Consider the following 20,296-nt stretch of genomic DNA (forward strand, 5'->3'; position numbering starts at 1 on the left):
AGCTGTTTCCGCTGGTCCCTTTCATACCCACACAATCGGGAAATCGTCCATTAAGCGTACTGGTCAGATTATCCCGGCTGATAACCGTGCCGGTGTATTTATTTCGCCGCTGTGGAAAGGTCCGGGCAACGAATGATGGGACGAAGCCCCCCGGGACTCGCCGGGACGACCCTGCCACCGCTGGCGAACCGAGGACTCGGTGGGGGGGTCGGTCGGCGATGAGTGGAGCACGGCCGAAGGCGGTCGTCGTCGACGACTCCCACTTCATGCGGACGCTGCTGTCGGATATGCTCGAAGGCGGTGGGGTGACGGTCGTCGACACCGCCGCGAACGGTGCCGAGGCCGTGACCGCCGTGTGCGAGCACCGACCGGACGTGGTGACGATGGACCTCCAGATGCCCGAGGTGGACGGACTCGAGGCCGTCGAGCGGATCATGGCCGACTGTCCGACGCCCATACTCATGCTGAGCGCCCACACGGCCGACGGCGCCGACGTGACGTTCGAGGCCCTGGAGAAGGGTGCGGTCGACTTCTTCACCAAACCCGGCGGCGAGGTGAGCACCCGGATGTCGAGCAAGGAAGACCAACTCGTCCGCAAGGTGAAAGCCGTCGCCGAGGCCGACGTGAGCGGCAACTCTGCGACGTCCACCGGGCGGACCGCCGACCGCTCGACCGGAGGCGTCGCGTCGGAGGGTGGGGAGTATCGGGACGGGGCGACGGTGGTCGTCGCGTCCTCGACGGGTGGCCCAACCGTCGTCGAGAGCGTCGTCTCCAGTCTCCCTCGGGACGCCGACCTACGGGTGCTGGTCGTCCAGCACATGCCGGACGCGTTCACCTCGCGGTTCGCGGACCGTCTCGACGCCGCGAGCGAGTACGACGTCGTGGAAGCCAGCGGCGGCGACCGTATCGGAGGCGGCGAAGTGCTCGTCGCGCCGGGCGGCAACCACCTCGTCGTCGCGGGGGCCGGCGGCGGCCGTCTCCGCACCAAGCTCAACGAGGACCCCCCGGAACACGGCGTTCGCCCCGCCGCCGACGTGACGATGCGATCCGCGGCGGAGACGGTCGACGGCCCGCTGGTGGGTGTCGTCCTCACGGGGATGGGCGCCGACGGTGCCGACGGGATCGCGGCGATCCACGACGCCGGCGGCCACGTCCTCGCACAGGACGAGTCGTCGTCGGCCGTCTTCGGTATGCCCAAGCGAGCGATCGAGACGGGCTGTGTCGACGAGGTGTTGCCCGCCGGCGACATCCCCGGCGGCGTCCTCGAAGCGATCAAACTGGAGGTTAATGCATGACTGAAGAGTACGTCCAGGCGTTCGTCCACGAGAGCGAAGAGCAGTTGACCGATCTGAACAACTCGCTGCTGGCCCTGGAGTCCGACCCGGACGACCGTGAGGCGATGGACGACATCTTCCGGACCGCACACACCCTGAAGGGGAACTTCGGTGCGATGGGGTACGACGACGCCAGCGACCTCTCCCACGCCATCGAGGACCTCCTCGACGAGCTCCGCGAGGGCGAGATGGCGGTGACGCCCGAGGTGATGGACCTGGTCTTCGCCGGCGTCGACCGCCTGGAAGTCGCCGTCGAGTCCATCGACGAGGACGGCACCGTCGACGTGGAGACGGCGGACCTGGAAGACGACATCCGGACCGTCATCGAGGACGGAGCGGCCGGCGCCGACATCGACGAGCCGGGCGACGGCGGCGGGGACGCGACCGCCGACGCGTCCGAAGACGGTCAGGTCGACACCTTCGAGGTGGCCGTCGAAGTCGGGGAGTCGGAGATGCAGGGTGTCGACGGGATGCTCGTCCTCGAAGCAGTCCGCGAGGGGGCGGATCTGGTGTCCGCCACGCCCGACCCCGAGGCCATCGAGGACGGCGAGTACGACGACGGCTTCGACCTCGTCGTCGGCTCGACGACGGCCGACGAACTCCGGACGACGCTGGATCGGGTCTCGGCCATCGACGACGCCGACATCACACAGGCCGGAACGGACGGCTCCGCGGACGAGACGGATGGCCCCGACGGGACGGCCACGGACGACGCGGGCGACGACGACGGGGGCGAAACCGGAGACGACGAGGCGTCGACCGACGGACCGAGCGGCGGTAGCAGCAGCAGTTCGTCCCGCGAGATCAGCTCCGTACGGGTCGACGTGGACCAACTCGACGACCTGCACGGGTTGGTCGAGCAGCTCGTCACCAGTCGAATCAAACTCCGCCGGGCCGTCGACGACGACAACGTCGACAGCGCGACCGACACGCTCGGCGAACTCGACAAGATCACCGGCAACCTCCAGAACACGGTGATGGACATGCGGCTGATCCCGATGCGGAAGGTGATCAGCAAGTTCCCGCGACTGGTCCGCGACCTGGCCCGCGATCAGGAGAAAGACGTCGACTTCCGGATGGAGGGACAGGACATCGAACTCGACCGCACCATCCTCACGGAGATCAGCGACCCGCTGATGCACATCCTCCGAAACGCGGTCGACCACGGGATCGAACCCCCCGAAGAGCGGGAGGCGGCCGGCAAGGACCGGGAGGGGACCATCGAACTCCGGGCGAGTCGGGAGCGCGACCACGTCACCGTCACCGTCGAGGACGACGGCCGCGGGCTCGACGTAGACGAACTCCGACGGAAGGCGGTGGAGAAGGGTGTCCGGTCCGAGGCCGAACTCGAATCCATGGAGGACTCGGAGGTGTACGATCTGGTCTTCCACCCCGGCTTCTCCACCGCCGACGAGGTGACCGACGTGAGCGGCCGCGGCGTCGGGATGGACGTCGTCCACAGCACGGTGAAACAGCTCGACGGCTCCGTGAACGTCGAGAGCGAGTACGGCGAGGGGACGACGGTCACCCTGCGACTCCCGGTGACCGTCGCCATCGTCAAGGTTCTGTTCGTCGAGGTGGGCGAGGAGGAGTACGGCATCCCCATCAAGAACATCGACGAGGTGAGCCGCATTCCGGAGGTCAAGACGATCAACGAGGAGCCGATGATCGAACACGACGACGACATCTACCCGGTGGTCGACCTGGCGGACGAACTGGACGTCCCGGGCGAGACGACCAACGGACACGGCATGTTGCTCCGCATCCGAAAGTCCGAACGCCGTGCCGCGCTTCGCTGTGACGCCGTGAACAAACAGGAGGAGGTGGTCGTCAAGCCACTCGAGGGAGTCCTCAGCGGGATTCCGGGACTCAGCGGGACGGCGGTCCTCGGCGACGGCAACATCGTGCCCATCCTCGACGTGGTGACGCTGTGACTTGGAGTCAGCGATGAGTCCGAACCCGACGGACGCCGACGAGAGCGAAGCCTTCGAGCGAGTGCTCACGCACCTGGAGCGGAATCTGGACTTCGAGTCCTCGTACTACAACGAGTCGTATCTGGACCGTCGCATCTCCGCACGGATGCGCCGCCGAGACGTCGACTCCTACGACGCGTACCTCGACCTCGTGCAGTCGGACCCCGAGGAGCCGACGGCGCTGCTCGACTCGCTGAGCATCAACGTGACCAGTTTCTACCGCAACCCCGAGGCGTGGGAGCCGATCCGTGAGGCCCTTCGCGAGGTGACGAGCGGTCGCGGCCGGGCGACAGTGTGGAGCGCACCCTGTTCCGACGGGCGGGAACCCTACTCCATCGCGATGCTCGCCCTCGACGACGACGAGGTGTCCACACGCCGGCTGGACATCCTGGGGACGGACATCAACGCGGACGTGCTGGACCGCGCCCGCGAGGGCGTCTACCGCACCACCAAGACCCGGGACGTGGCCGAGGAGCTGGAGCCACTCGACGACGCCGCGTCCTACGTCGACCGTGACGACGATCAGTTCACCGTCCGCGATTCCGTGAAAGACCTCGTCACCTTCGAACAGCACGACCTGATCGCCGACGAACCGAAGCGGGACGTCGACCTCGTGCTCTGTCGAAACCTGCTCATCTACATCAACACGGAGTCGAAACGTGCCGTCGTCGACACGGTGCTCTCCTCGCTTCGTGACGGCGGATATCTCGTCATCGGGATGACGGAGACGCTGCCACGGGAGAGCCGCTCGAAGGTGGAGACGGTGGACAAACGACGGCGGGTGTACCGACGGACCTGATCCATGTCCCTCTACCAGCTCGAGAAGGACGAGGATATCGACTCCCTACTCGATCACCTGAAGCTCAGCGACTCGCCGACGATCCGTACGCGGGCCGCCGAAATTCTGGGCGACGTCGTCGTCGACGAACCACAGGCCGTCGACGCACTGGTGAAGGCGGCACGGACGGACGGCCACGAGGACGTCCGCGGCGCCGCAATCGACGCGCTCGACGCCATCGGCGCCGACGCAATCGAGCGGCTGGTTGCCGAGATGGCGGGCGTCGACACCGAAGGCGGCGCCGACTGGGTGCGCGCCGAGGCGTTCGTCGAGACGCTGAACGCCGACCGACCGGAGCTTCGAATGGCGGCCGCGAACGCGCTCCGGCGACTGGGTGATCCCGGCGCCCTCCCGGCACTGATCGACGTCCTCGACGACCCGGAGCCACGCGTTCGGGCACGGGCTGCCCGAGCCTGCGGCGCCATCGGCGACGAACGGGCCGCGAACGCGCTGGCCGCTCGCCTCGACGACCCGGCGAGTCGGGTGCGCCGCGAGGCGGCCGACGCCCTGGCGAGCATCGGGACCGACCGGGCGCTCACGCCCCTCATCGGCGCGGTCACCGACGACAACGACGAGGTGCGATACGCGGCAGTCATGGCGCTCGGCGGGTACCAGGGGCCGGAAGCCATCGACCCCCTGATCGCCGCCCTGGACGACGAAAGCGACGTGGTGCGCCGGGCAGCCGTCTTCTCCATCATCGAACTACTGGCGGCGGCACCCACCGAGCAGAGCCACCGCATCCGCGACACCGTCGTCGATCGGTTGGAGTCCGCCGACCGGAGTGTCGTCGATCCACTGGTCGAACTGCTCGCGGAGAGCAACCAGCCACGCGAGCGACGGAACGCGGCGTGGCTGCTCGGACGGGTCGCGGGCGAGGAAGGCCGGGCTGACGCCGTCGACGCGCTGGTGGACGCCCTCGATGCCGACGACGGCACGACGGCCCAGTTCGCCGCGACGAGCCTCGTCGAACTCGGCGGTGCGGCCGTCGAGGACGCGCTCCTCGACCTTCTGGAGGACGCCGAACGGTCCGACGCGGCCCGCTCGAAGGCCGTGTTCGTCCTCGGGAAGGTCGGCGGGGAGCGCGCCCGCGAGGAACTGGAGACGCTGCTCGACCGGACCAACGACGAAGCGGTCCGCAAGCAGGCTTTCTCCGCGCTGTCCAAACTCGGAGGGCGACGCTGAATGAGCGAGGGCGAGCGAAAGATCACCGACACCCGCGGGAAGTTCGCGCTGGTCGTCAAGGACGGCCGAGAGCTGAACGACGCGGAGTGGACCGGCGGCCGCATTCTCCTCTCGAACAAACGGCTGATCCTGGCGGGGTCGAACGGGAAACGGACGGTCCCGCTGAAGCGGATTCGGAGTCTGGAGGGTCGGACGGACGTAAACCAGCTCGTCGCGAAGGTATCGGGCTACGTCAGTCTGCAACTCAGCACCGGCGACGTGATGCTCGTCTCCGCCGAGGACCCGGAGTCGTTCGAGCGGATGCTCTACCGAGCGCTGCTCGACCGGAAGGTCATCCTCGCGCGCCACCCCGCCGTCGAGGGCGGTGTGGTCACGGACGCCGAGTGGGAGAAGGCTCGCCTGAAAATCGAGGAAGGCGCCGTCGACATCGCCATCGCCGACGGCTCGTTCGTCGAAATCGATCTCGACGATATCGGGTCGATGGAGGCGAACGAGCGGTCGGTCAAAGACGAAAAGCGCCGCGTGCTGGAGGTCGAACACAGCCAGGAGGGGACGAGCGTCCAGACGTACATCTCCGGGTCGACGCGGCGGTCCGCGATCCTCGAGAGCCTGCTCCGAAAAGGCGAGAGCCGCAGCGAAATCGGCGTCGACCTCACCGAGAAACAGAACGAGGTGTTGATGGCGCTGTACTCGGGGGTCTCGCCCTTCGAGATTCCCGACTTCCTCGGGATGGACGTCGACGAAGTGGAGGAGGTGTTCGACCGCCTGATCGAACTCGAAGTGATCGAGGAGATTCGAACCCGCCGGGAGGTGGCCCTCAACGCCCGTGGCCGCAACATCGCCAGCGAAGCGATGAACGACCAGTGACGGCTCGGCCGTCAGTCCGGCGGCACGGACACGGGGGTGACCGCCCGTCGGACGCCCGGGCCGTGAACTCGCAGTGGCGGCACCGCCAGCGAGAGACCGCCTACGGGAGAGGGTGCGACCGTCGGAGTCCGATCGCACCGTTTCGTCGCACGGAACGAGAACGGTCGATACCTTACCGCCCCCGCGACGTCACGAGTTGACTTCCTCCAGCCGACTGTTGACGACGACCCGGCCCTTCGGCGTCAGTTCCGTCCCCTGATCGCCGTCGACGACGAGTTCCTTCTCCCGCAGTCCGTTGAGGACCATCGTCGTCTGGCTGGGTTCGGCAGCCACCACGTCGAGGGGGTCGACGCCCTCGCCGGCGGAGTAGATGGCGAGCAACACCTGCACCTCCTCGTCGGAGAGCGAGACGTCCGAGAGCGCCTCCACGAGGTCGCTGTACTCGAGACGGAGGTAGCGACCGAGGAGGTTCATCACCCGCTCCGAGGGGAGCGCGACCACCGAGACGAGCGCGGTGGTACGTGGTACGTGGTGAACCGACAACGCCGGTCGGTCCCGGCCGGCGAGGGTTCGACGCTCCTTCTCGAAGTTGGTCACCGTCTGCAGGTCGATGGTGAACGACTGATCGCCGCTACTGAACGCGAGACTGCCGTCGTCGACGGAGAGTCGGGCCTGTTTGGCCGGGGAGTCGACAACTCGGCCCCCACGCCGCGTGGGGTGTTGGACCGTCACCTCGCGGCCGTTCAGGTGGGCCTTGAACAGGACGGTGGCGAACTTGTCGATGGTGTCGGCGTCCCCCTCGACGACGGCCATCCGACGGCCGTCGTCGGTGTTGTAGGCGACGGTCACGGTATCGCTGAAGAACTCGCGCATCTCTGGCGGGACGTGACCGACGGCCACGTCGAACATCGCCGCCATCGGAATCGTCACCTTGTGGTCCTCGCCGGCGAGAACGAGTCGTTTGGGACTCAGCATGATCCGACCCCGAACCGGATCGGACCGGCCCATGTCGGTCAGATAGAACCGGCCGACGAAATCCGCGATGACGCGTTCGCTCACGCGAGCACCTCCACCGACTGCCGGCGGTCAGACATCCAGCAACCCTCCCACGACGGACATGGTCAGCATGGCGACCAGACAGCCGATCCAAGCGAGCAACACGAAGTGCAGGAGTGCGTTGGCCTTGTGCCCACCGTCGACGGTCCGAATCATGAGCGCCGACAGGACCGCGTTGATCATCACCACGGAGAGCAACAGGAACTGGATGAGTGGCAGGTCGTACACCTCGGTGTGGATGAGTTGACCGGCGCTGAACTGCGACGTCGTGGTGAGGTCGAGGGACATACTGGCGAGGATGTCGACGATTTTGAAGCCGATGAAGAAGGCGAACGAAGAGGCCGCGGTGATCCCGTACAGCAGGCCGATCATCGTGACGGTCGCCTGCTCACGTTGCTGTCGGAGTTGGTTGACGTGGTTCATATTCTCGCTGATGAGTTCACCCAACTGTTTCGGCTCGCCCCCCATCTGTCTGCCGACGAGGTACATCTCGCTGAACTTCTGGATGAGGTACGACTGGGTGTTGGCGGTGAAGTACTCCCACGCCCGGTCGGGTTCGAGCCGCATGTTCAACCGCTTGAACAGGTCGTCGACGTCGTGGGTAAGCGGCCCGAAGTCCTTCTTGCGGAGGGTCTTGAGCACCGCCGTAGTGGTGGACTGTTTCGCCGTCTCGCTCGCGCCGAGTGCCCGGATGAAACTCGGGAACTCGTCGTCACGGGCCTTGATGCGCTCTTCCTGGATCCGGAACACGATCCCCGGGAGGGCGAGCGGAGTGACCGGGATGGCCATGTAGAGGGGGCGCGGGAGCGACGACACGGGCAGCAGGTCGGTCAGGCCGGGCGCGACGCCGAACAGATCGCCCGCGACGAGGACGATGAGTATCACGGAGAGCAGGCCGCCGACGGCGAGGCTAGCGACCATCCGCCACTCGCCATCCGGACGAATCCCGTCGGGGTAGTACCAGATCGGGTCGTACGGCGTGAGCGTCCGGATGACGAGGTAGAATCCGATCTGGATGAACGCGTAGAGGACGATGACTGCGCCGACGGTCATACTCGGGTTCGTCCCGGTGAGGATGGGGAGGACGATGGCGAACACGAGCGCGAACGTCATCGAGAGCACCATCGACAGGTAGAGGTCCTTCATGACCTCGAGGTTGTCGAGGGTGCTCTCGTACATCGTCACGTAGTTCTGGATCATCACCTGTTGTTCGCTGAGGAGGAACTCGCTGAGTTCCTGCCCGGCGTTGACGGTGTACGCCAGGCGCTCGAAGAAGTCCGCGAGCGGGTCACTCGGGATGCTTCGGGCGCGCCGACGACAGGCGTCGTCGAGGCTCTGATTCCAGGTGTCGACGAGTTGGACGATGCGGTTCACCTCCGTCGCCAAGGCGCCGTACTCCTCCTCGTCGGCGAGTTTCCGGAACACCTCCATCCGGTCGATGTTCGTCGTCGACAGCACCGTCATGTGAGTCATCAGGAGGTGGTACTGGTTCTCCATCTCGACACGCTCCTGGCTGACGAGGAGCTTCGGGTAGGCGACGGCCGCGACGAGGACGAGGCCACCGAGCAGCGGAATCGGGAGGCGCACCGAGAGGGGTAACTCCACGAAGACGGCGACGGCGACGGTGCCGACGAGAAACAGCGCCGACGGGAGGACGATGAGAAGGAGATACCGCGACATCGGCATCTCCATCCGCTCGTAGGCGTCGACGACCGACGCGAGCGTCTCCGAGGCGGTGATCTCTGACTCGCCTCCCGCCGCTGGTTCTGATGCCATTATCGGTGGATGTCGAACGGGAGGCCCTCAACCCCGTCGCGCTGGAAGGCCTCGATGGCTTCGTTGACCTCGTGGTAGCCGAGGATGTTCTCCTCGATCATGCGCTCGATCAGGCGAGCACGGAAGTCCAGGTCGTCGTAGATTTCGCGGGTGTCTGCGTAGCCGAGAAGGGTCGCGATCTGTTCCTCGAGGACGTAGGAGTTGTTCATGCCCTGGAAGTTGATCTCGTCCTCGACGGGGTCCCAGCTGAACACCTGTCGCGTGACGACGCCGTCCATCTCCTTGGAGTACCCCTCGATTTCTTGGACGCTCGTCACGCGACGCAACACGTCGTCGCCTTGCTTCACGCGATTCTGGAACAGCGCCACGTCGGCCACGTCCATGAACGTCTCCGGGACGTTGATCGGTTCGCCGGTGAACCGCTGGATCATGGAGACGATGTCGCTGGCGTGGAAGGTGAGCATGACCGGGTGACCGGTCTGGGCCGCCTGGAAGGCCATGCGACCTTCCTCGCCACGAACCTCACCCACGATGATGTAGTCGGGGCGGGACCGAAGCGCCGCGGACACGAGGTCGAACATGTCCACGTCGGAGTCCTCCTCGGCGCCACCCTCGCGGGTGAGCAACTGCTGCCAGGTGTCGTGCGGCGGCAGCACCTCGGCGGTGTCCTCCGCGGTGTAAATCTTGGAGTCCCGGGGAATGAACGACATGATGCTGTTGAGCGTCGTCGTCTTCCCGGACGCCGTCTCGCCGACGACGAACACCGTCTGTTCGTTCTCCAGGCAGAGCCACAGGTAGGCCGTGAGCTCCGGCGAGAGCGTTCCCCACTTGGTGATCTGGTTGATCGAGAGCGGCGTCTCGTCGCCCTGGCGGATGGTGAGACTCGGCCCCTGGACGCTCACGTCGTCGGAGTAGATGACGTTGAGACGGGAGCCGTCCGGCAGGGTGGAGTCGACGATGGGGTTGGAGTCCGAGACGGGGTCGCCGATGCGCTCGCCCATGCTCCGGATCCAGGAGTCGAACTGCTCGGGCGTCCCGAAGTCCACGGTGGTCTCGATCATACCGTAGGTCCCGTGATCGACGAAGCACTGGTGGGGACCGATGACGTGAATGTCCTCGTTGGCCGGGTCACGCATCACGGGTTCCAGCGGGCCGAGACCGACGATATCGCGGTTGAGACGGTAGCGGATGTTCTCGTACGTCTGCTCGCTGACGCGGTAGTTGCCGAGGCCGAGGAACCGCTTGAGACGGTCGATCCAGTAGCGCAGGCCGCTCCGGTCGCGGTCGATGGTCGTCGTCTCCTGGAGGAGTTCCTCGATCCGGTCGTCGTACTCCGACTCCTCCTCGGGAACCGCCTTGCTGACGCTCCGATCCAGGAGTTCGTCCCGGATCTTTCCGAACAGGGTCCGCTCGTCCCCGGAGAGCGACGGCTCGATGGCGTAGTACTTCATGTCCTGTCCCAGGTCGCCGTAGATGTGACAGTAGATCGGGCCGCCGATGGGATAGAGGACGTTCGGGCGGTGTGTCTCGTACTCGCTCGTGGGTTCGTCGATGAGCAGGGGGAACTCGCCAGTGATCTGTTTGAACTTCTTCAGGTGATCCCGGAGGTGGGGTCGCTGGGCGGCGATCTGTTTGAGTTCGTCCGACGGCGTGGCGGTTCCGAGCTCCGTCATACGTTAGGCGACACTCCGGCTTTCGATGACGATGCCCGTCCCGGAGCGGACGGAGTATCCGATGGTGTCACCCACCTGCTGTCCCATTCCCGCGAAGCGTTTGACCGAAATCTGACGGCGAACGTCGTTGCCGACCTCCACCATCTCGAGTTCGAGGAACACGTCGGCGATGGATCGGAAGGGGCCGATGGCCTCCTCGTCCACCGTCGACGGGTCGACGGTCAAGACGATGACCTTGCCCTGAGAGATCACGTCACGGAAGAACCCGATGATCTCCAGAGCCGCCTGCCGTTCCTCGTTCTGGCGGACCAGCGCCTCGAACTTCGGGTCGTTGCGGAGGATAGCGTCGAACGTGTCGATCACGATTACGTCCGAGTTCCACATCGTCTCCGCGTTCATCAGGCGCTTCAACAGTTCCTTGCGCTCGCCTTCCCCCTCGTCGGCGAGTCTGCCGCCGGTGTCGAAGTCGGCGTGGAGGAAGAGGACGTCCTCGTCGAGGAGGTGATCGACCATGTCGTACGACAGCGAGTGCATCTGGTCGATGAACCCCCGAACGGTCAACTCCGTCGAGAGGTACGTCACGGAGTGACCCTCCTCGCAGAAGCCGTAGGTGAACCGCTGTGACATGGCGCTCTTGCCGGCCCCGTAGTCCCCCTCGGCGAGGACGATGCTGCCACGAGGAACGCCCCCACCGAGTTCCTTGTTGAGGCGGTCGTGATCCTCCAGTCCAAGCGAGAACAGGTTGGTCTGTGCTCGGCTCATGTGCGGAACGCGAACACCTCCTCGTCGCCGTTGACGATGATCTTCGCGCGGTGGTCACCGGTCGACAGGTCGACGCCGCCGATGTCGAGACGGACGACGTTGTTCGGCCGCCAGTCGGTCCCGTCGACGACGGTGACCGTGACGTTCGTCCGGTACTGACCGTTCACCAGAATCTCGATAAACTGGGAGTCGGCCGGAATCTCCGACGTACCGGTGTTTTTCACCAGGAGCGTCACCGTCTTCGAGGAGTTGTTGTAGACGGGGCTTCCCGGATCGCTGATCACCTCGATGTCGGTCCGAACCTCCTCCGAAACCTCGAGGCTCTGGTCGTCGATGCCCTGGCTGAGCCGGGAGATACCCTGGGTGAACGTTCCGGCCACGCCGGCGGCGATGACCAGACTCGCGATGAACAGAATCAGATGGGAGGCCGAAACGCTCGCCATCAGAGCACCTCCACGGCCGCCACGCCGGGGCCGGAGACGACTTTGATGCGGTTCGGTTGGCTCGATACCGACACTTCGAGATACAGCCGTTCACCGGGGAACCACAGGTCCGTCGACGCGTTGCCGTCGACGGTGCGGGCCGTGAAGTTGTCGCGGTACGCGTTGTCGACGATGAGGTCGACCGCCTCCACGGAGAGTTCGGTCGCACCCTCGTTGGTCACGTTCACCGAGAGCGTCCCGTTGCCGTCGTAGGAGGCGTTGGCGATGGCGATAGCCGTGTTCTGCTGGTCGAGTGCCTCCTCGTCGACGGCGGACCGGGCGTCGGTGACGCGTTCGAACCCGTTGGCCGACGCGGTGTACGCCGTCGAGAAGGCGAGGAAAATGCCGACGAAGATGATCGCCGCCGACCCGCTGACGCTAAAGCCCAAACGGAACCCCCCCGCCACCGCTCCAGCACTCGAACACGATCGAATCGGCCGTCGATCCGGTGAGCCGGCTGATGTACCGGAGGCTCGCGACGTGGTGGTCGATGGAGAGGTCCGACGGGGCGCCCGTCACGTCGTCTTCGACCTCCCCGAATCCGACGAGGAAGTCGTGCAGTTCGTCGGCGGCGTCCTCGCCGACCCACTGGATCCGTCGGTAGTACTCGACGGCCCGGGCGGCGTCCGCCACGTCACTCTCCTCGACGAGGTACTCGAGCCACTCGAGGACGAGCAGATCACCGACGTAGCCCGACGGCAGGCGGTCGAGATAGGGCTTCGTAACCGCCGCCTGCGAGCCGTCCATCAGGGTGTTGGCGGCGAACTGCAGGTCACCAGTGCCGCCGGTATCCGCCCGCCGACCCTCCTCGGGGGTCTGGGCGGCCGCGGCACCGGCTGCCACCGGTTCTTCCTCGGGCGTGGCGTCCGGCGTCTCGTCGACGGCGGTCGGGTCGGGGCCGGAGTCGGGGCTTGAATCCGGTTCGGGGTCCTCGAACCCCCCGTCGTCGAAGTCACCGATCCCACCGGTCTCGCCGAAGTCGTCGTCGAAGGCGTCGTCGCCGTTGGTCGCTTCCTCCGTGAAGTCCTCCTCGAAGGCGTCCTCGGCGTCGCCGTTGGTCGCTTCCTCCGTGAAGTCCTCCTCGAAGGCATCCTCGGCGTCGCCGTTGGTCGCTCCCTCGTCCTCTTCGGCCCAGTCGGCGTCGCCGCTCTCGTACTCGTCTTTCAGTTCCTCGAACGATTTGCCGGAGTCGTCTGAATCGTCGGATTCGTCGGCCATAGTGTCCTCGGTGGTCGGTGCGTCGCCGCTCGGTTCGTCGAAGTCGTCGAAGCCGTCGTCGTCCCCTTCGTCCAGAAAGTCGTCGTCGAAGAAGTCCTCGGCTTCGGCTCCCGCGATGTCGTCGTCCAGGTCTTCCTCCTCGTCCTCGTCGCTGTCGTCGAACAGTCCGAGTGAGCCGCCACCCGGCCCGTCGAAGCCGCCGCCGGCCTGAGCGTCGTCGACGAACGGATTGACACCACGGGTAACCATCTCGTAGATGTCGAGTAGTTTGCGGACGTTCTCCTCGACGTCCTCGACGGTGTTGCTGATCTCCTCGTTCTCGCTGCGGATCGTGCTCACCGTCGAGGAGAGGCTGGCGACTTCGTTTTCCATCTCGTCGATGCGTCCCTCGAGTTCCGCGGTCGCGGCGCCCCCGTCGTCGCCCCCGTCGTCGAATCCGAGTTCGTCGTCGAAGCCGTCGTCACCCCCGAATCCGTCGAGGTCGTCGTCCTCCTCCTCGAAGAACATGTCGTCGTCACCGGACCCGCCGCTCTCCGCCTCCTCGTCGCCGTCACGGTTCAGGAAGCGGTCTAAGAGCTCCATCCGACACCTCCCGCTGCCGACCCGGTCGTCGAGCCCATTCTATCGTACCGAAAGTAGGTCTCGCGTACTTTAATCGTTGCCCTTCAGTTATCAATTTTGATACGTGTGCGACGCTCGTCTGCCGGTTAGAGCTCGTGCTCGTCGCCGGCGCTCTTGACGACGAGCGTTCCCGTCTCTCCACGAAACCGCAACGATCGGCCCGAATCCCCGCCGACGTCCTCCGCGACGACGGGCACGCCGAGTCGGTCGAGGGTCCGCCGGCCAACCGCGACGTTGCGTTCGCCGATGGATTCGTCCTGGCTGTCGAACTCGAACATGGCGCTCCCGCCGGCCAGCTTCGCCGTGATGTGACCGGGGCTTGCGCCCTCCCGCCGCATCGCGGACACCGCGGCGTCGATACCCGTGTCGGTGAACTTCGCCGCGTTGTCCGGACTTTCGGGCGCCAGCGGAAGCATGGCGTGAACTAGCCCGGCGACGCCCGCCGACTCGTCAAACAATCCGATGCCCAGACAGGAGCCGAGACCACTGGTGGTCAACACGGCGCCGTCGGCCGTGACCGCGAAGTCGGCAATACCGACGCGGCGTCGGGTTCGCCCGGAAGTCGCCTCCCGCCCGTAGGTCTTCATATCAGAAGAGCGACTCTTGGTCGGCTTCGAGTTGGTCGCTCCGTTCGATCAACAGCGAATCGAGCGCTTCCTTGAGTTTTCGCTCGTCGGGGATTGCGTAGAGTTCGCAGTTGAACTCCCCTTCCGGCGTCACCACCGTCGAGTCCATGAGGAAGGCGTACTCCTGGGACTGACCCAGGCGGCCGGCGATGGGACTGAGGATGGCCGTCCCCAGGTCGTGAACGAGTTCCGGCGGCGTGTGGTCGATGCTCGTCTGCAGGACGTTTGCCCACCCGTCGATGAACCCGCTGGTCATGATGTTGCCCAGTTCCTGGATGGCGCTCTCTCCCATCTCTCCCAACGGGTCGTCGAGTTCCATCGGGACCGTCGCGTCGACGATGGTCCGTGCGGACGGTTCGTCGAAGAGGATGGCGAGATAGCCGCCGGGAGTCCCCTTGAACTCCATGACCGTCCCGACGTACACCTCGTCTCTGGCCGTGTTCGGGACGTCCTCGATGGGAACGAAGCTGAGTCGGCTGACGTCGACGTCGGTTTCGATGCCCGTCATCGAGGAGACGTTCTCGGCCGCTCGCTCGGCCCCCTGTCGGGTCATCTCGTCGAAGACGGTCAGCTTGTCCATCGGAATGGCGTCCTCGTGGTCGTCGCTGGCGGCGAGCATGTCCGCGAAGGCGCCGTACTCCGGGAGCATGTAGATGTAGGCGTCGATTTCCTGGTCGACGGCCGTCATCTGGCTCTCGAAGACGAAGACGTGTTCTTCCTCCGCCCGGTCGAGGGCGCCGTCCGGGAGTACGTCGGTCCCGGCCCGTTCGACGTAAGTCGGCGGACTCATGTCGACGCTCGTTCCGAGGTAGTCGGCCCACCCGTCGACGAACCCACCCATCATGATGTTCCCGATCTCGTTGATTCCACTCCGAGCCATCTCGTCGAACCCGTCGCCGTCGCCGTCGCCGGTCGATGCTCCCGGAACCAGCACGTCGACGATACTCGACGCACTCTCGCGGTCGAAAGCGAGCGCCGTCTCCCCCGAGAGGCCACCGTCCAATCCGATCTGGACGCCGACGAACTCCGTCCCACCGAAGACGTCCTCGACGTCCTGTTTCGACATCAGCGTGACGTTGGTCACGTCGACGTACGTCTCGATGCCCGTCATCTGCGTCAGCGACGCCGCGGCGTGCTCAGCCCCTTCCTGCGCGAGGCGGTTGTAGGTGCCGAGCGACTGAATATCGACCCGCATATCAGGCCACGACGTCGTCGATGGCTTCGAGCACGTTCGGTTTCTGGAACGGCTTCGTGATGTACCCGTCTGCGCCGGCCTTGACCGCGTTTTTCATCTTCTCCTCCTGGCCGACGCTCGTACACATGATCACGTTCGCGTCGGGGTCGCTTCCGGTGATCTCGCTAGTCGCTTCGATCCCGTCACGAATGGGCATCACGATGTCCATCATGACGAGGTCCGGCTCGTGCTCTCGGTAGAGTTCGACGGCTTCGACCCCGTTTTCCGCCTCGTCGACGATCTCGAAGTTCTCCTCGAGGATCTCGCGCAGAAGGTTGCGCATGAAATCCGAGTCGTCGACGATGAGTACTTTAGGTGGCATCTGTCCCGTGAATTCGGGAGTCGCTAAATAAATACTCGGGCGCGATTCTCAGTGCTGATACGAAAACAGGCTCAGTCTTCGGACAGGGCGACGGCGTCCTCGTCGGAGACGGCCCGAATGAGGTCGCCGATGGAGTCGTCGCGGTCGAGATCGTACCGCTTGAGTAGCCCGGTCAGCGTCCCTACCGGGTAGCGAACGGAGACGTTCGACTCGGCGAGCAGAATGCCGAGGACCTCCTCCACTGGCGTTCCACCGCCGACGTGCTGGGCGTACCAGATCAACAGCGATTCGAAACTGGTGACCACGTCGTTCGAGACGACCTGGTGGCGACTCACCCCGTCGTCGAACTTCGCCGTCGCGTGGAACCCGTACTGAGCGTCGATCCCGCGGAAGTGATCCTCGAGCCACCGGTTGACGTCCATCTCGGTGAGCCGTGGTTCGTCGTCCGCGTCGTCCGCGTCGGAAGCCGCGTCGGCCTCGCGGGCGTCGATGGCGTCGGCCCGTCGCTGAGCGTCCTCGTCGCTCATCGGCTCGCCGGTGGAGACGACGTATCGACCGTCGTCGAGTTCGTTCACGTTGTCGTGTCTGGTGAGGTCGAGTTCCTCCTCGGTGAGCACCCTCCCGCGTTCCGAGACGGACTCGTCTGAATCGGATGGCATACCCTGGTAGTGTCACCACTTCCGGTCGTGAAAACATAAAGATTCGGTGGCGCCGCACCGCGGGGGTCGAACGCGCTTACAGTTCGACCGACTCTTCGCCGGAGAGCGACTGGGGCACCTGGATGCGGATGATGCTCGTTGCGCCGGATTCGGTGTTGACGCGGAGGGTCACGGTCTCACCGGCCGTTAGCGGCCCGTTGACGAACCCATCGTTGTCATCGATTTCCACCAGATCGATCGTGATCACGAGTCGATCGGTCCGACTGTTCAAGATTAGCCCGTCACCCTGGCTCTCGTTGAGCGAGTCGTCGTCGTCCTGGAGCGCGCGCGTCCGGTCGTTTGGACCGGTCGCGCCGGTCCGGTTGATCGCGGATTCGTTCGTGAACGGGAAGCGGTCGGTACCGTTCGGCGCGACCATCTCGAAGGTGGTTGCGCTCATGTTGATGTCGCTCGCACCCGGCGCCTTCTGGACCACCAGCGACACCTCAGTTACGCTACGAGACGTATTACTGTACGAAAGGTTTCCGTCGGTGTTGTTGATGGTATTGCTACTGGTGTTGTACGTGGAGACGTTCCCCGTCTTGGACACCGGTTCGAGGCGGTCGGTGACCTGTGCGCTGCTCTGTTGACCCGTCTGTTCTGACTGCGTCTGGAGGAAGCCGGCCGTATTGATCAGCACGCCGGCCGCGATCGCCGCGACCAGGACCATCGCGATGAACACGATGAGCGTCCCGATACCGACCTGACCCCTATCCGTTCGTTCTTCGAACATATTGATGTGCAACCCGGGGTCGTGGTGCCCGCGGGCTCTGTCAGAACGTACTCGAAGTCGGTAATAAAGGTACGTTCCCAAATATCAGTGGTGAAAATACCAGTTTCGAAGTCTGAAACCGGAAATAACGGCGTTCTGGAAAACCATCAGTCGTAGATGATGAGACTGTAGACGACGAAGATGAATCCGAGGGAGGCGAGGCCGTTGTTGACCAGCAGGAGGGAGCGAACGCCGTTGAAATCGTTGATGAACGCGCTGATGGCGGTGGCGATGGCGGCGGCTGCGATGAGACTGAATCCGAGCGAGATGTGAATCATCGCTCGACGGGTCGTCTGGAGGTAGGCCTTGATCGCCATCCCGACCATCGTCAGCCCCGAAAGCACCAGAATTCCGGTTGCGGCGAAGTAGAGGTATTCGACGACTAACATTGTACTCGTTCCACACCTTGGTGTATCCGGTCATAAATCTGGCCGTGATATTCTCAGGCCTGATAGCTAGTGACGCACGCCGGGATCTTGCGCCCGTCCGACAGTACGATTTATTGTCCAGCAACGTATCTAAACTGATAACGAATGGACGGAACCGAGATGTTGCGGGTTCTGGGCAACGAGTACAACCCCCAAATACTGAGTTTCGCGCACGAGCCGCGCTCGGCCCAGGAACTCAGCGACGAACTCGACGTACCGATCGCCACCTGCTACCGCCGGATCGAGGAACTCACCGACGCCGACCTCCTCGAACACCACGACCGGGTGCTCTCCGACGAACGTCGCCGCGTCAACGTCTACCGGCGGAACATCGAAGAAGTGGTCGTGACCTTCTCCGACGGGGACGTGACGGTCGACGTCGAGGAGCGCCGGAAGGTCAAAAACCGACTCGACGAGGCCTGGCGGACGCTCTCGGAGTGATCACTCCCCGGGGAAGGAATCGCTTTGCCCCCCCATCATCGAGAACCCCGCGGCGCGTTCGTGGACCGTGATGCCGCCTTCGTCGATATCCATCGGGAAAATATCCGTCTCGATGTCCTGTTTCCGCATCTTGGCGACCCAGATGTATCGGTTGACGCCCGATTCCGTCGGGGTCTGAATCAGGTAGATGTTCCCGTCGGTCAGGAAATTCTCCAAGCCGATGTCCTGTTCCGGGAACACCGCCGCCTGCTCGGCGATGAGCAACGAGGTCAGCCCGTTGGCCTTCAGGATGTCCGAGAACTTCAGGAGGTAGGTCCGCTTCTCCTGTTCGTTCTCGAAGAACAGTTCGAACATCGTCAGCGAGTCGAGGACGAGCCGTTCGTACTCCGTCTCCTCGAACGCCGCGAGCAACCGATCCAGGGTGGCGTTGAAATCGTTGTGGCGCAGCAGTTCCTGCTTGTCGTAGATGAGAATCTGATCGTCATCGACCAGTTCCCGCCAGTCCTCGAAGCCGATGGACTCGGCTGCCTGTGCGATGTCCTCGGCGTTCTCTTCGAAGGAGAGGTAGATTCCTTTCTCGTCGAACTCCGTCGCGCCGTTGTAGATGTACTGTAATCCGAGGATGCTCTTTCCGGTCCCGGGATTGCCGCTGATCAGTACCGTCGCGTTGTCGACGATCCCTCCGCCGAGTATCGAGTCCAAGCCTTCGATTCCCGTACGTGTCTGCTCTGTCATTGTGATACAGTTACGCGGACGGATTGAAATAAATTCGCAACGCGGCGGACGTCGGAAAGTCCGCGCCGTCGACCGCCGATTTTCACGACTGAGAACCCGGACGGAACCTATTTGACTCGGCCCGGTCACTCTCCGTCGATGAGGCTTTCCACCGGCGTGGACGGTTTCGACGAACTCGTCGACGGGGGACTCCTCCGGGATCGGTTGTACATCCTCAGCGGACCGCCGGGAAGCGGGAAGACGACGTTTTCCTCGCAGTTCGTAACCGAGGGCGCACGTGCGGGCGAGAAGTGCCTCTTTCTGAGCATGCACGAAACCGAGGAGGAGCTTATCCACGACATGAGCTCCTACGATTTCGGGTTCGAGAAGGCTGCTCGGTCCGGGAAGCTCCAGTTTCGGAACGTCTTCGATTCCAACGCCAAGCGACTCCTGAAGGGACCGGGTGGCAACGACTTCTCCTCGGGTGTAAAGAACATGACGAATCGGCTCGTCGGGTTCATCAACTCGCGGGAGATCGACCGACTCGTCATCGATTCGACGATGATTCTGCAGTACTTCTACCCCGACAACCACGAGGCGTTCGTCCAGTTTCTCACGTCGCTGAAGCGGGTCGACGCCACGACGCTGCTCATCTCCGAGATGACGGATCCCTCCTCCTACGCCGACGAGCATTACCTCGCCCACGGGGTGATCTTCATGCACAACTACCTCGAAGGCGGCGGGATGCACCGTGGGGTACAGATCGTCAAGATGCGCGGGACGAACATCGACAGCAACATCAACGCCATCGAGTTCGACGACGACGGTCTGCACGTCCGACCAGAGAAGCAGCTCCAGACCTAACATGTACGAGTCCGAGTTCGACATCGGCTGGAACGATCTCGACAAGGAGGGTGCGCTCGAACGCGCGTTCGCACTCGGCGTGGCCCGAAGCCTCGGCGAACCGAACCGCGAGGAGTACGAGCGGGTTCTCACCGCCGCCGAAACGACTTACGAGCGGAGTTTGATCGAACTGTCCTACGACGAGGGCAGGCGAAAGGCGTCCGGTCGGACCGGAGAGGAGTCCGACGCGGTGTGGGAGGACCTCGTCGTCGAAACCGTGGATATCGACGCCGGACCGTCGAGTGACCGAGAACGGACGAGCGCCGCGGACGGACCGCCGGAACTGATGTCCCGCCCCGAACCGACCGTGATACCCGAGGACGGACTGGACCGGGTTCGACTCCCGGCGTTTCTCCGACGCCGCTGATACGGGCTG

Annotated in this window: 22 protein-coding genes; 8 read left to right on the forward strand and 14 right to left on the reverse strand. The window is 64.3% G+C overall.

The window, feature by feature from the left end:
* Positions 1–218: 218 nt before the first annotated feature.
* Genes cheB through V8686_RS13190 form a run of 5 tightly spaced genes read left to right on the forward strand, consistent with a single transcriptional unit; the run spans position 219 to position 6,194 of the window.
* Entirely contained in the window at positions 219–1,295 is a 1,077-nt protein-coding gene (cheB, locus tag V8686_RS13170; protein WP_379704849.1) for a chemotaxis-specific protein-glutamate methyltransferase CheB, read from the forward strand.
* Positions 1,292–3,268 carry a chemotaxis protein CheA gene (gene cheA / locus V8686_RS13175; RefSeq protein WP_379704851.1) on the forward strand — a complete coding sequence of 659 codons (1,977 nt, stop codon included), beginning with the start codon at positions 1,292–1,294 and terminating at the stop codon, positions 3,266–3,268. The genes cheB and cheA overlap by 4 nt, the downstream gene beginning before the upstream one ends.
* A gap of 13 nt (positions 3,269–3,281) precedes the next feature.
* The gene (locus tag V8686_RS13180) at positions 3,282–4,106 is read left to right on the forward strand and encodes a CheR family methyltransferase (RefSeq protein WP_379704853.1); all 825 of its coding nucleotides are present in this window, start codon (positions 3,282–3,284) and stop codon (positions 4,104–4,106) included.
* A gap of 3 nt (positions 4,107–4,109) precedes the next feature.
* A complete protein-coding gene (locus tag V8686_RS13185; protein ID WP_379704855.1) occupies positions 4,110–5,327 on the forward strand; it encodes a HEAT repeat domain-containing protein in 1,218 nt (405 codons plus the stop codon).
* Complete coding sequence (locus tag V8686_RS13190; protein ID WP_379704857.1) at positions 5,328–6,194, forward strand: CheF family chemotaxis protein; 867 nt, start codon at positions 5,328–5,330, stop codon at positions 6,192–6,194. It begins immediately after the preceding gene.
* A 189-nt stretch (positions 6,195–6,383) separates the two neighbouring features.
* On the opposite strand, the gene V8686_RS13195 is transcribed toward V8686_RS13190, so the two are convergent.
* The 13 genes from V8686_RS13195 to V8686_RS13255 form a co-directional block, all read right to left on the reverse strand.
* Entirely contained in the window at positions 6,384–7,253 is an 870-nt protein-coding gene (locus V8686_RS13195; protein WP_379704859.1) for a CheF family chemotaxis protein, read from the reverse strand.
* A gap of 27 nt (positions 7,254–7,280) precedes the next feature.
* On the reverse strand, positions 7,281–9,026 hold the full coding sequence (gene flaJ, locus V8686_RS13200; protein ID WP_379704861.1) for an archaellar assembly protein FlaJ: 1,746 nt from the start codon (positions 9,024–9,026) through the stop codon (positions 7,281–7,283).
* Positions 9,026–10,699 carry a type II/IV secretion system ATPase subunit gene (locus V8686_RS13205; protein ID WP_379704863.1) on the reverse strand — a complete coding sequence of 558 codons (1,674 nt, stop codon included), beginning with the start codon at positions 10,697–10,699 and terminating at the stop codon, positions 9,026–9,028. The genes flaJ and V8686_RS13205 overlap by 1 nt, the downstream gene beginning before the upstream one ends.
* Positions 10,700–10,702: 3 nt before the next feature.
* A complete protein-coding gene (locus tag V8686_RS13210) occupies positions 10,703–11,461 on the reverse strand; it encodes an archaellum protein ArlH (protein ID WP_379704865.1) in 759 nt (252 codons plus the stop codon).
* Positions 11,458–11,904 (reverse strand): archaellum stator protein ArlG, encoded by a 447-nt coding sequence (locus tag V8686_RS13215; protein WP_379704867.1) that lies wholly within the window; start codon positions 11,902–11,904, stop codon positions 11,458–11,460. Before V8686_RS13215 ends, V8686_RS13210 begins: the two co-directional genes overlap by 4 nt.
* The gene (locus V8686_RS13220) at positions 11,904–12,332 is read right to left on the reverse strand and encodes an archaellum stator protein ArlF (RefSeq protein ID WP_379704869.1); all 429 of its coding nucleotides are present in this window, start codon (positions 12,330–12,332) and stop codon (positions 11,904–11,906) included. Before V8686_RS13220 ends, V8686_RS13215 begins: the two co-directional genes overlap by 1 nt.
* Entirely contained in the window at positions 12,322–13,743 is a 1,422-nt protein-coding gene (locus V8686_RS13225; protein ID WP_379704871.1) for a FlaD/FlaE family flagellar protein, read from the reverse strand. Before V8686_RS13225 ends, V8686_RS13220 begins: the two co-directional genes overlap by 11 nt.
* Positions 13,744–13,868: 125 nt before the next feature.
* Entirely contained in the window at positions 13,869–14,369 is a 501-nt protein-coding gene (locus V8686_RS13230; protein WP_379704873.1) for a chemotaxis protein CheD, read from the reverse strand.
* A 1-nt stretch (position 14,370) separates the two neighbouring features.
* Complete coding sequence (locus V8686_RS13235) at positions 14,371–15,603, reverse strand: chemotaxis protein CheC (protein ID WP_379704875.1); 1,233 nt, start codon at positions 15,601–15,603, stop codon at positions 14,371–14,373.
* Between the two features lies 1 nt (position 15,604).
* Positions 15,605–15,964, reverse strand: coding sequence for a chemotaxis protein CheY (cheY, locus tag V8686_RS13240; RefSeq protein ID WP_379704877.1), 360 nt, complete (start codon positions 15,962–15,964; stop codon positions 15,605–15,607).
* Between the two features lie 71 nt (positions 15,965–16,035).
* Complete coding sequence (locus tag V8686_RS13245; protein WP_379704879.1) at positions 16,036–16,623, reverse strand: DUF7500 family protein; 588 nt, start codon at positions 16,621–16,623, stop codon at positions 16,036–16,038.
* Positions 16,624–16,699: 76 nt separating this feature from the next.
* Positions 16,700–17,395, reverse strand: a complete 696-nt coding sequence (locus V8686_RS13250; protein WP_379704881.1) for an archaellin/type IV pilin N-terminal domain-containing protein — start codon at positions 17,393–17,395, stop codon at positions 16,700–16,702.
* Positions 17,396–17,541: 146 nt separating this feature from the next.
* Positions 17,542–17,823 carry a DUF7521 family protein gene (locus tag V8686_RS13255; RefSeq protein ID WP_379704883.1) on the reverse strand — a complete coding sequence of 94 codons (282 nt, stop codon included), beginning with the start codon at positions 17,821–17,823 and terminating at the stop codon, positions 17,542–17,544.
* A gap of 144 nt (positions 17,824–17,967) precedes the next feature.
* Here V8686_RS13255 and V8686_RS13260 point away from each other — a divergent pair, with 144 nt between their 5' ends.
* Positions 17,968–18,303, forward strand: coding sequence for a winged helix-turn-helix domain-containing protein (locus V8686_RS13260; RefSeq protein WP_379704885.1), 336 nt, complete (start codon positions 17,968–17,970; stop codon positions 18,301–18,303).
* On the opposite strand, the gene V8686_RS13265 is transcribed toward V8686_RS13260, so the two are convergent.
* Positions 18,304–19,038, reverse strand: a complete 735-nt coding sequence (locus V8686_RS13265; RefSeq protein WP_379704887.1) for an RAD55 family ATPase — start codon at positions 19,036–19,038, stop codon at positions 18,304–18,306.
* Between the two features lie 138 nt (positions 19,039–19,176).
* On the opposite strand from V8686_RS13265, the gene V8686_RS13270 reads away from it, so the two are divergent.
* Positions 19,177–19,881, forward strand: a complete 705-nt coding sequence (locus V8686_RS13270; RefSeq protein WP_379704889.1) for an RAD55 family ATPase — start codon at positions 19,177–19,179, stop codon at positions 19,879–19,881.
* Between the two features lies 1 nt (position 19,882).
* Positions 19,883–20,287 carry a hypothetical protein gene (locus tag V8686_RS13275; RefSeq protein ID WP_379704891.1) on the forward strand — a complete coding sequence of 135 codons (405 nt, stop codon included), beginning with the start codon at positions 19,883–19,885 and terminating at the stop codon, positions 20,285–20,287.
* Positions 20,288–20,296 lie beyond the last annotated feature (9 nt).

The organism is Haloplanus litoreus (assembly GCF_045690335.1).
Classification (GTDB): domain Archaea; phylum Halobacteriota; class Halobacteria; order Halobacteriales; family Haloferacaceae; genus Haloplanus; species Haloplanus litoreus.

What these genes read in the sequence shown, in the direction of transcription:
- flaJ (WP_379704861.1), bottom strand. Translation starts at nt 9,026, where the DNA reads ATGGCATCAGAACCAGCGGCGGGAGGCGAGTCAGAGATCACCGCCTCG.
- V8686_RS13270 (WP_379704889.1), top strand. Translation starts at nt 19,177, where the DNA reads ATGAGGCTTTCCACCGGCGTGGACGGTTTCGACGAACTCGTCGACGGG.
- V8686_RS13215 (WP_379704867.1), bottom strand. Translation starts at nt 11,904, where the DNA reads ATGGCGAGCGTTTCGGCCTCCCATCTGATTCTGTTCATCGCGAGTCTG.
- V8686_RS13245 (WP_379704879.1), bottom strand. Translation starts at nt 16,623, where the DNA reads ATGCCATCCGATTCAGACGAGTCCGTCTCGGAACGCGGGAGGGTGCTC.
- V8686_RS13235 (WP_379704875.1), bottom strand. Translation starts at nt 15,603, where the DNA reads ATGCGGGTCGATATTCAGTCGCTCGGCACCTACAACCGCCTCGCGCAG.
- cheY (WP_379704877.1), bottom strand. Translation starts at nt 15,964, where the DNA reads ATGCCACCTAAAGTACTCATCGTCGACGACTCGGATTTCATGCGCAAC.
- V8686_RS13225 (WP_379704871.1), bottom strand. Translation starts at nt 13,743, where the DNA reads ATGGAGCTCTTAGACCGCTTCCTGAACCGTGACGGCGACGAGGAGGCG.
- cheB (WP_379704849.1), top strand. Translation starts at nt 219, where the DNA reads ATGAGTGGAGCACGGCCGAAGGCGGTCGTCGTCGACGACTCCCACTTC.
- V8686_RS13205 (WP_379704863.1), bottom strand. Translation starts at nt 10,699, where the DNA reads ATGACGGAGCTCGGAACCGCCACGCCGTCGGACGAACTCAAACAGATC.
- cheA (WP_379704851.1), top strand. Translation starts at nt 1,292, where the DNA reads ATGACTGAAGAGTACGTCCAGGCGTTCGTCCACGAGAGCGAAGAGCAG.
- V8686_RS13190 (WP_379704857.1), top strand. Translation starts at nt 5,328, where the DNA reads ATGAGCGAGGGCGAGCGAAAGATCACCGACACCCGCGGGAAGTTCGCG.
- V8686_RS13180 (WP_379704853.1), top strand. Translation starts at nt 3,282, where the DNA reads ATGAGTCCGAACCCGACGGACGCCGACGAGAGCGAAGCCTTCGAGCGA.
- V8686_RS13275 (WP_379704891.1), top strand. Translation starts at nt 19,883, where the DNA reads ATGTACGAGTCCGAGTTCGACATCGGCTGGAACGATCTCGACAAGGAG.
- V8686_RS13230 (WP_379704873.1), bottom strand. Translation starts at nt 14,369, where the DNA reads ATGAAGACCTACGGGCGGGAGGCGACTTCCGGGCGAACCCGACGCCGC.
- V8686_RS13185 (WP_379704855.1), top strand. Translation starts at nt 4,110, where the DNA reads ATGTCCCTCTACCAGCTCGAGAAGGACGAGGATATCGACTCCCTACTC.
- V8686_RS13260 (WP_379704885.1), top strand. Translation starts at nt 17,968, where the DNA reads ATGGACGGAACCGAGATGTTGCGGGTTCTGGGCAACGAGTACAACCCC.
- V8686_RS13265 (WP_379704887.1), bottom strand. Translation starts at nt 19,038, where the DNA reads ATGACAGAGCAGACACGTACGGGAATCGAAGGCTTGGACTCGATACTC.
- V8686_RS13255 (WP_379704883.1), bottom strand. Translation starts at nt 17,823, where the DNA reads ATGTTAGTCGTCGAATACCTCTACTTCGCCGCAACCGGAATTCTGGTG.
- V8686_RS13250 (WP_379704881.1), bottom strand. Translation starts at nt 17,395, where the DNA reads ATGTTCGAAGAACGAACGGATAGGGGTCAGGTCGGTATCGGGACGCTC.
- V8686_RS13210 (WP_379704865.1), bottom strand. Translation starts at nt 11,461, where the DNA reads ATGAGCCGAGCACAGACCAACCTGTTCTCGCTTGGACTGGAGGATCAC.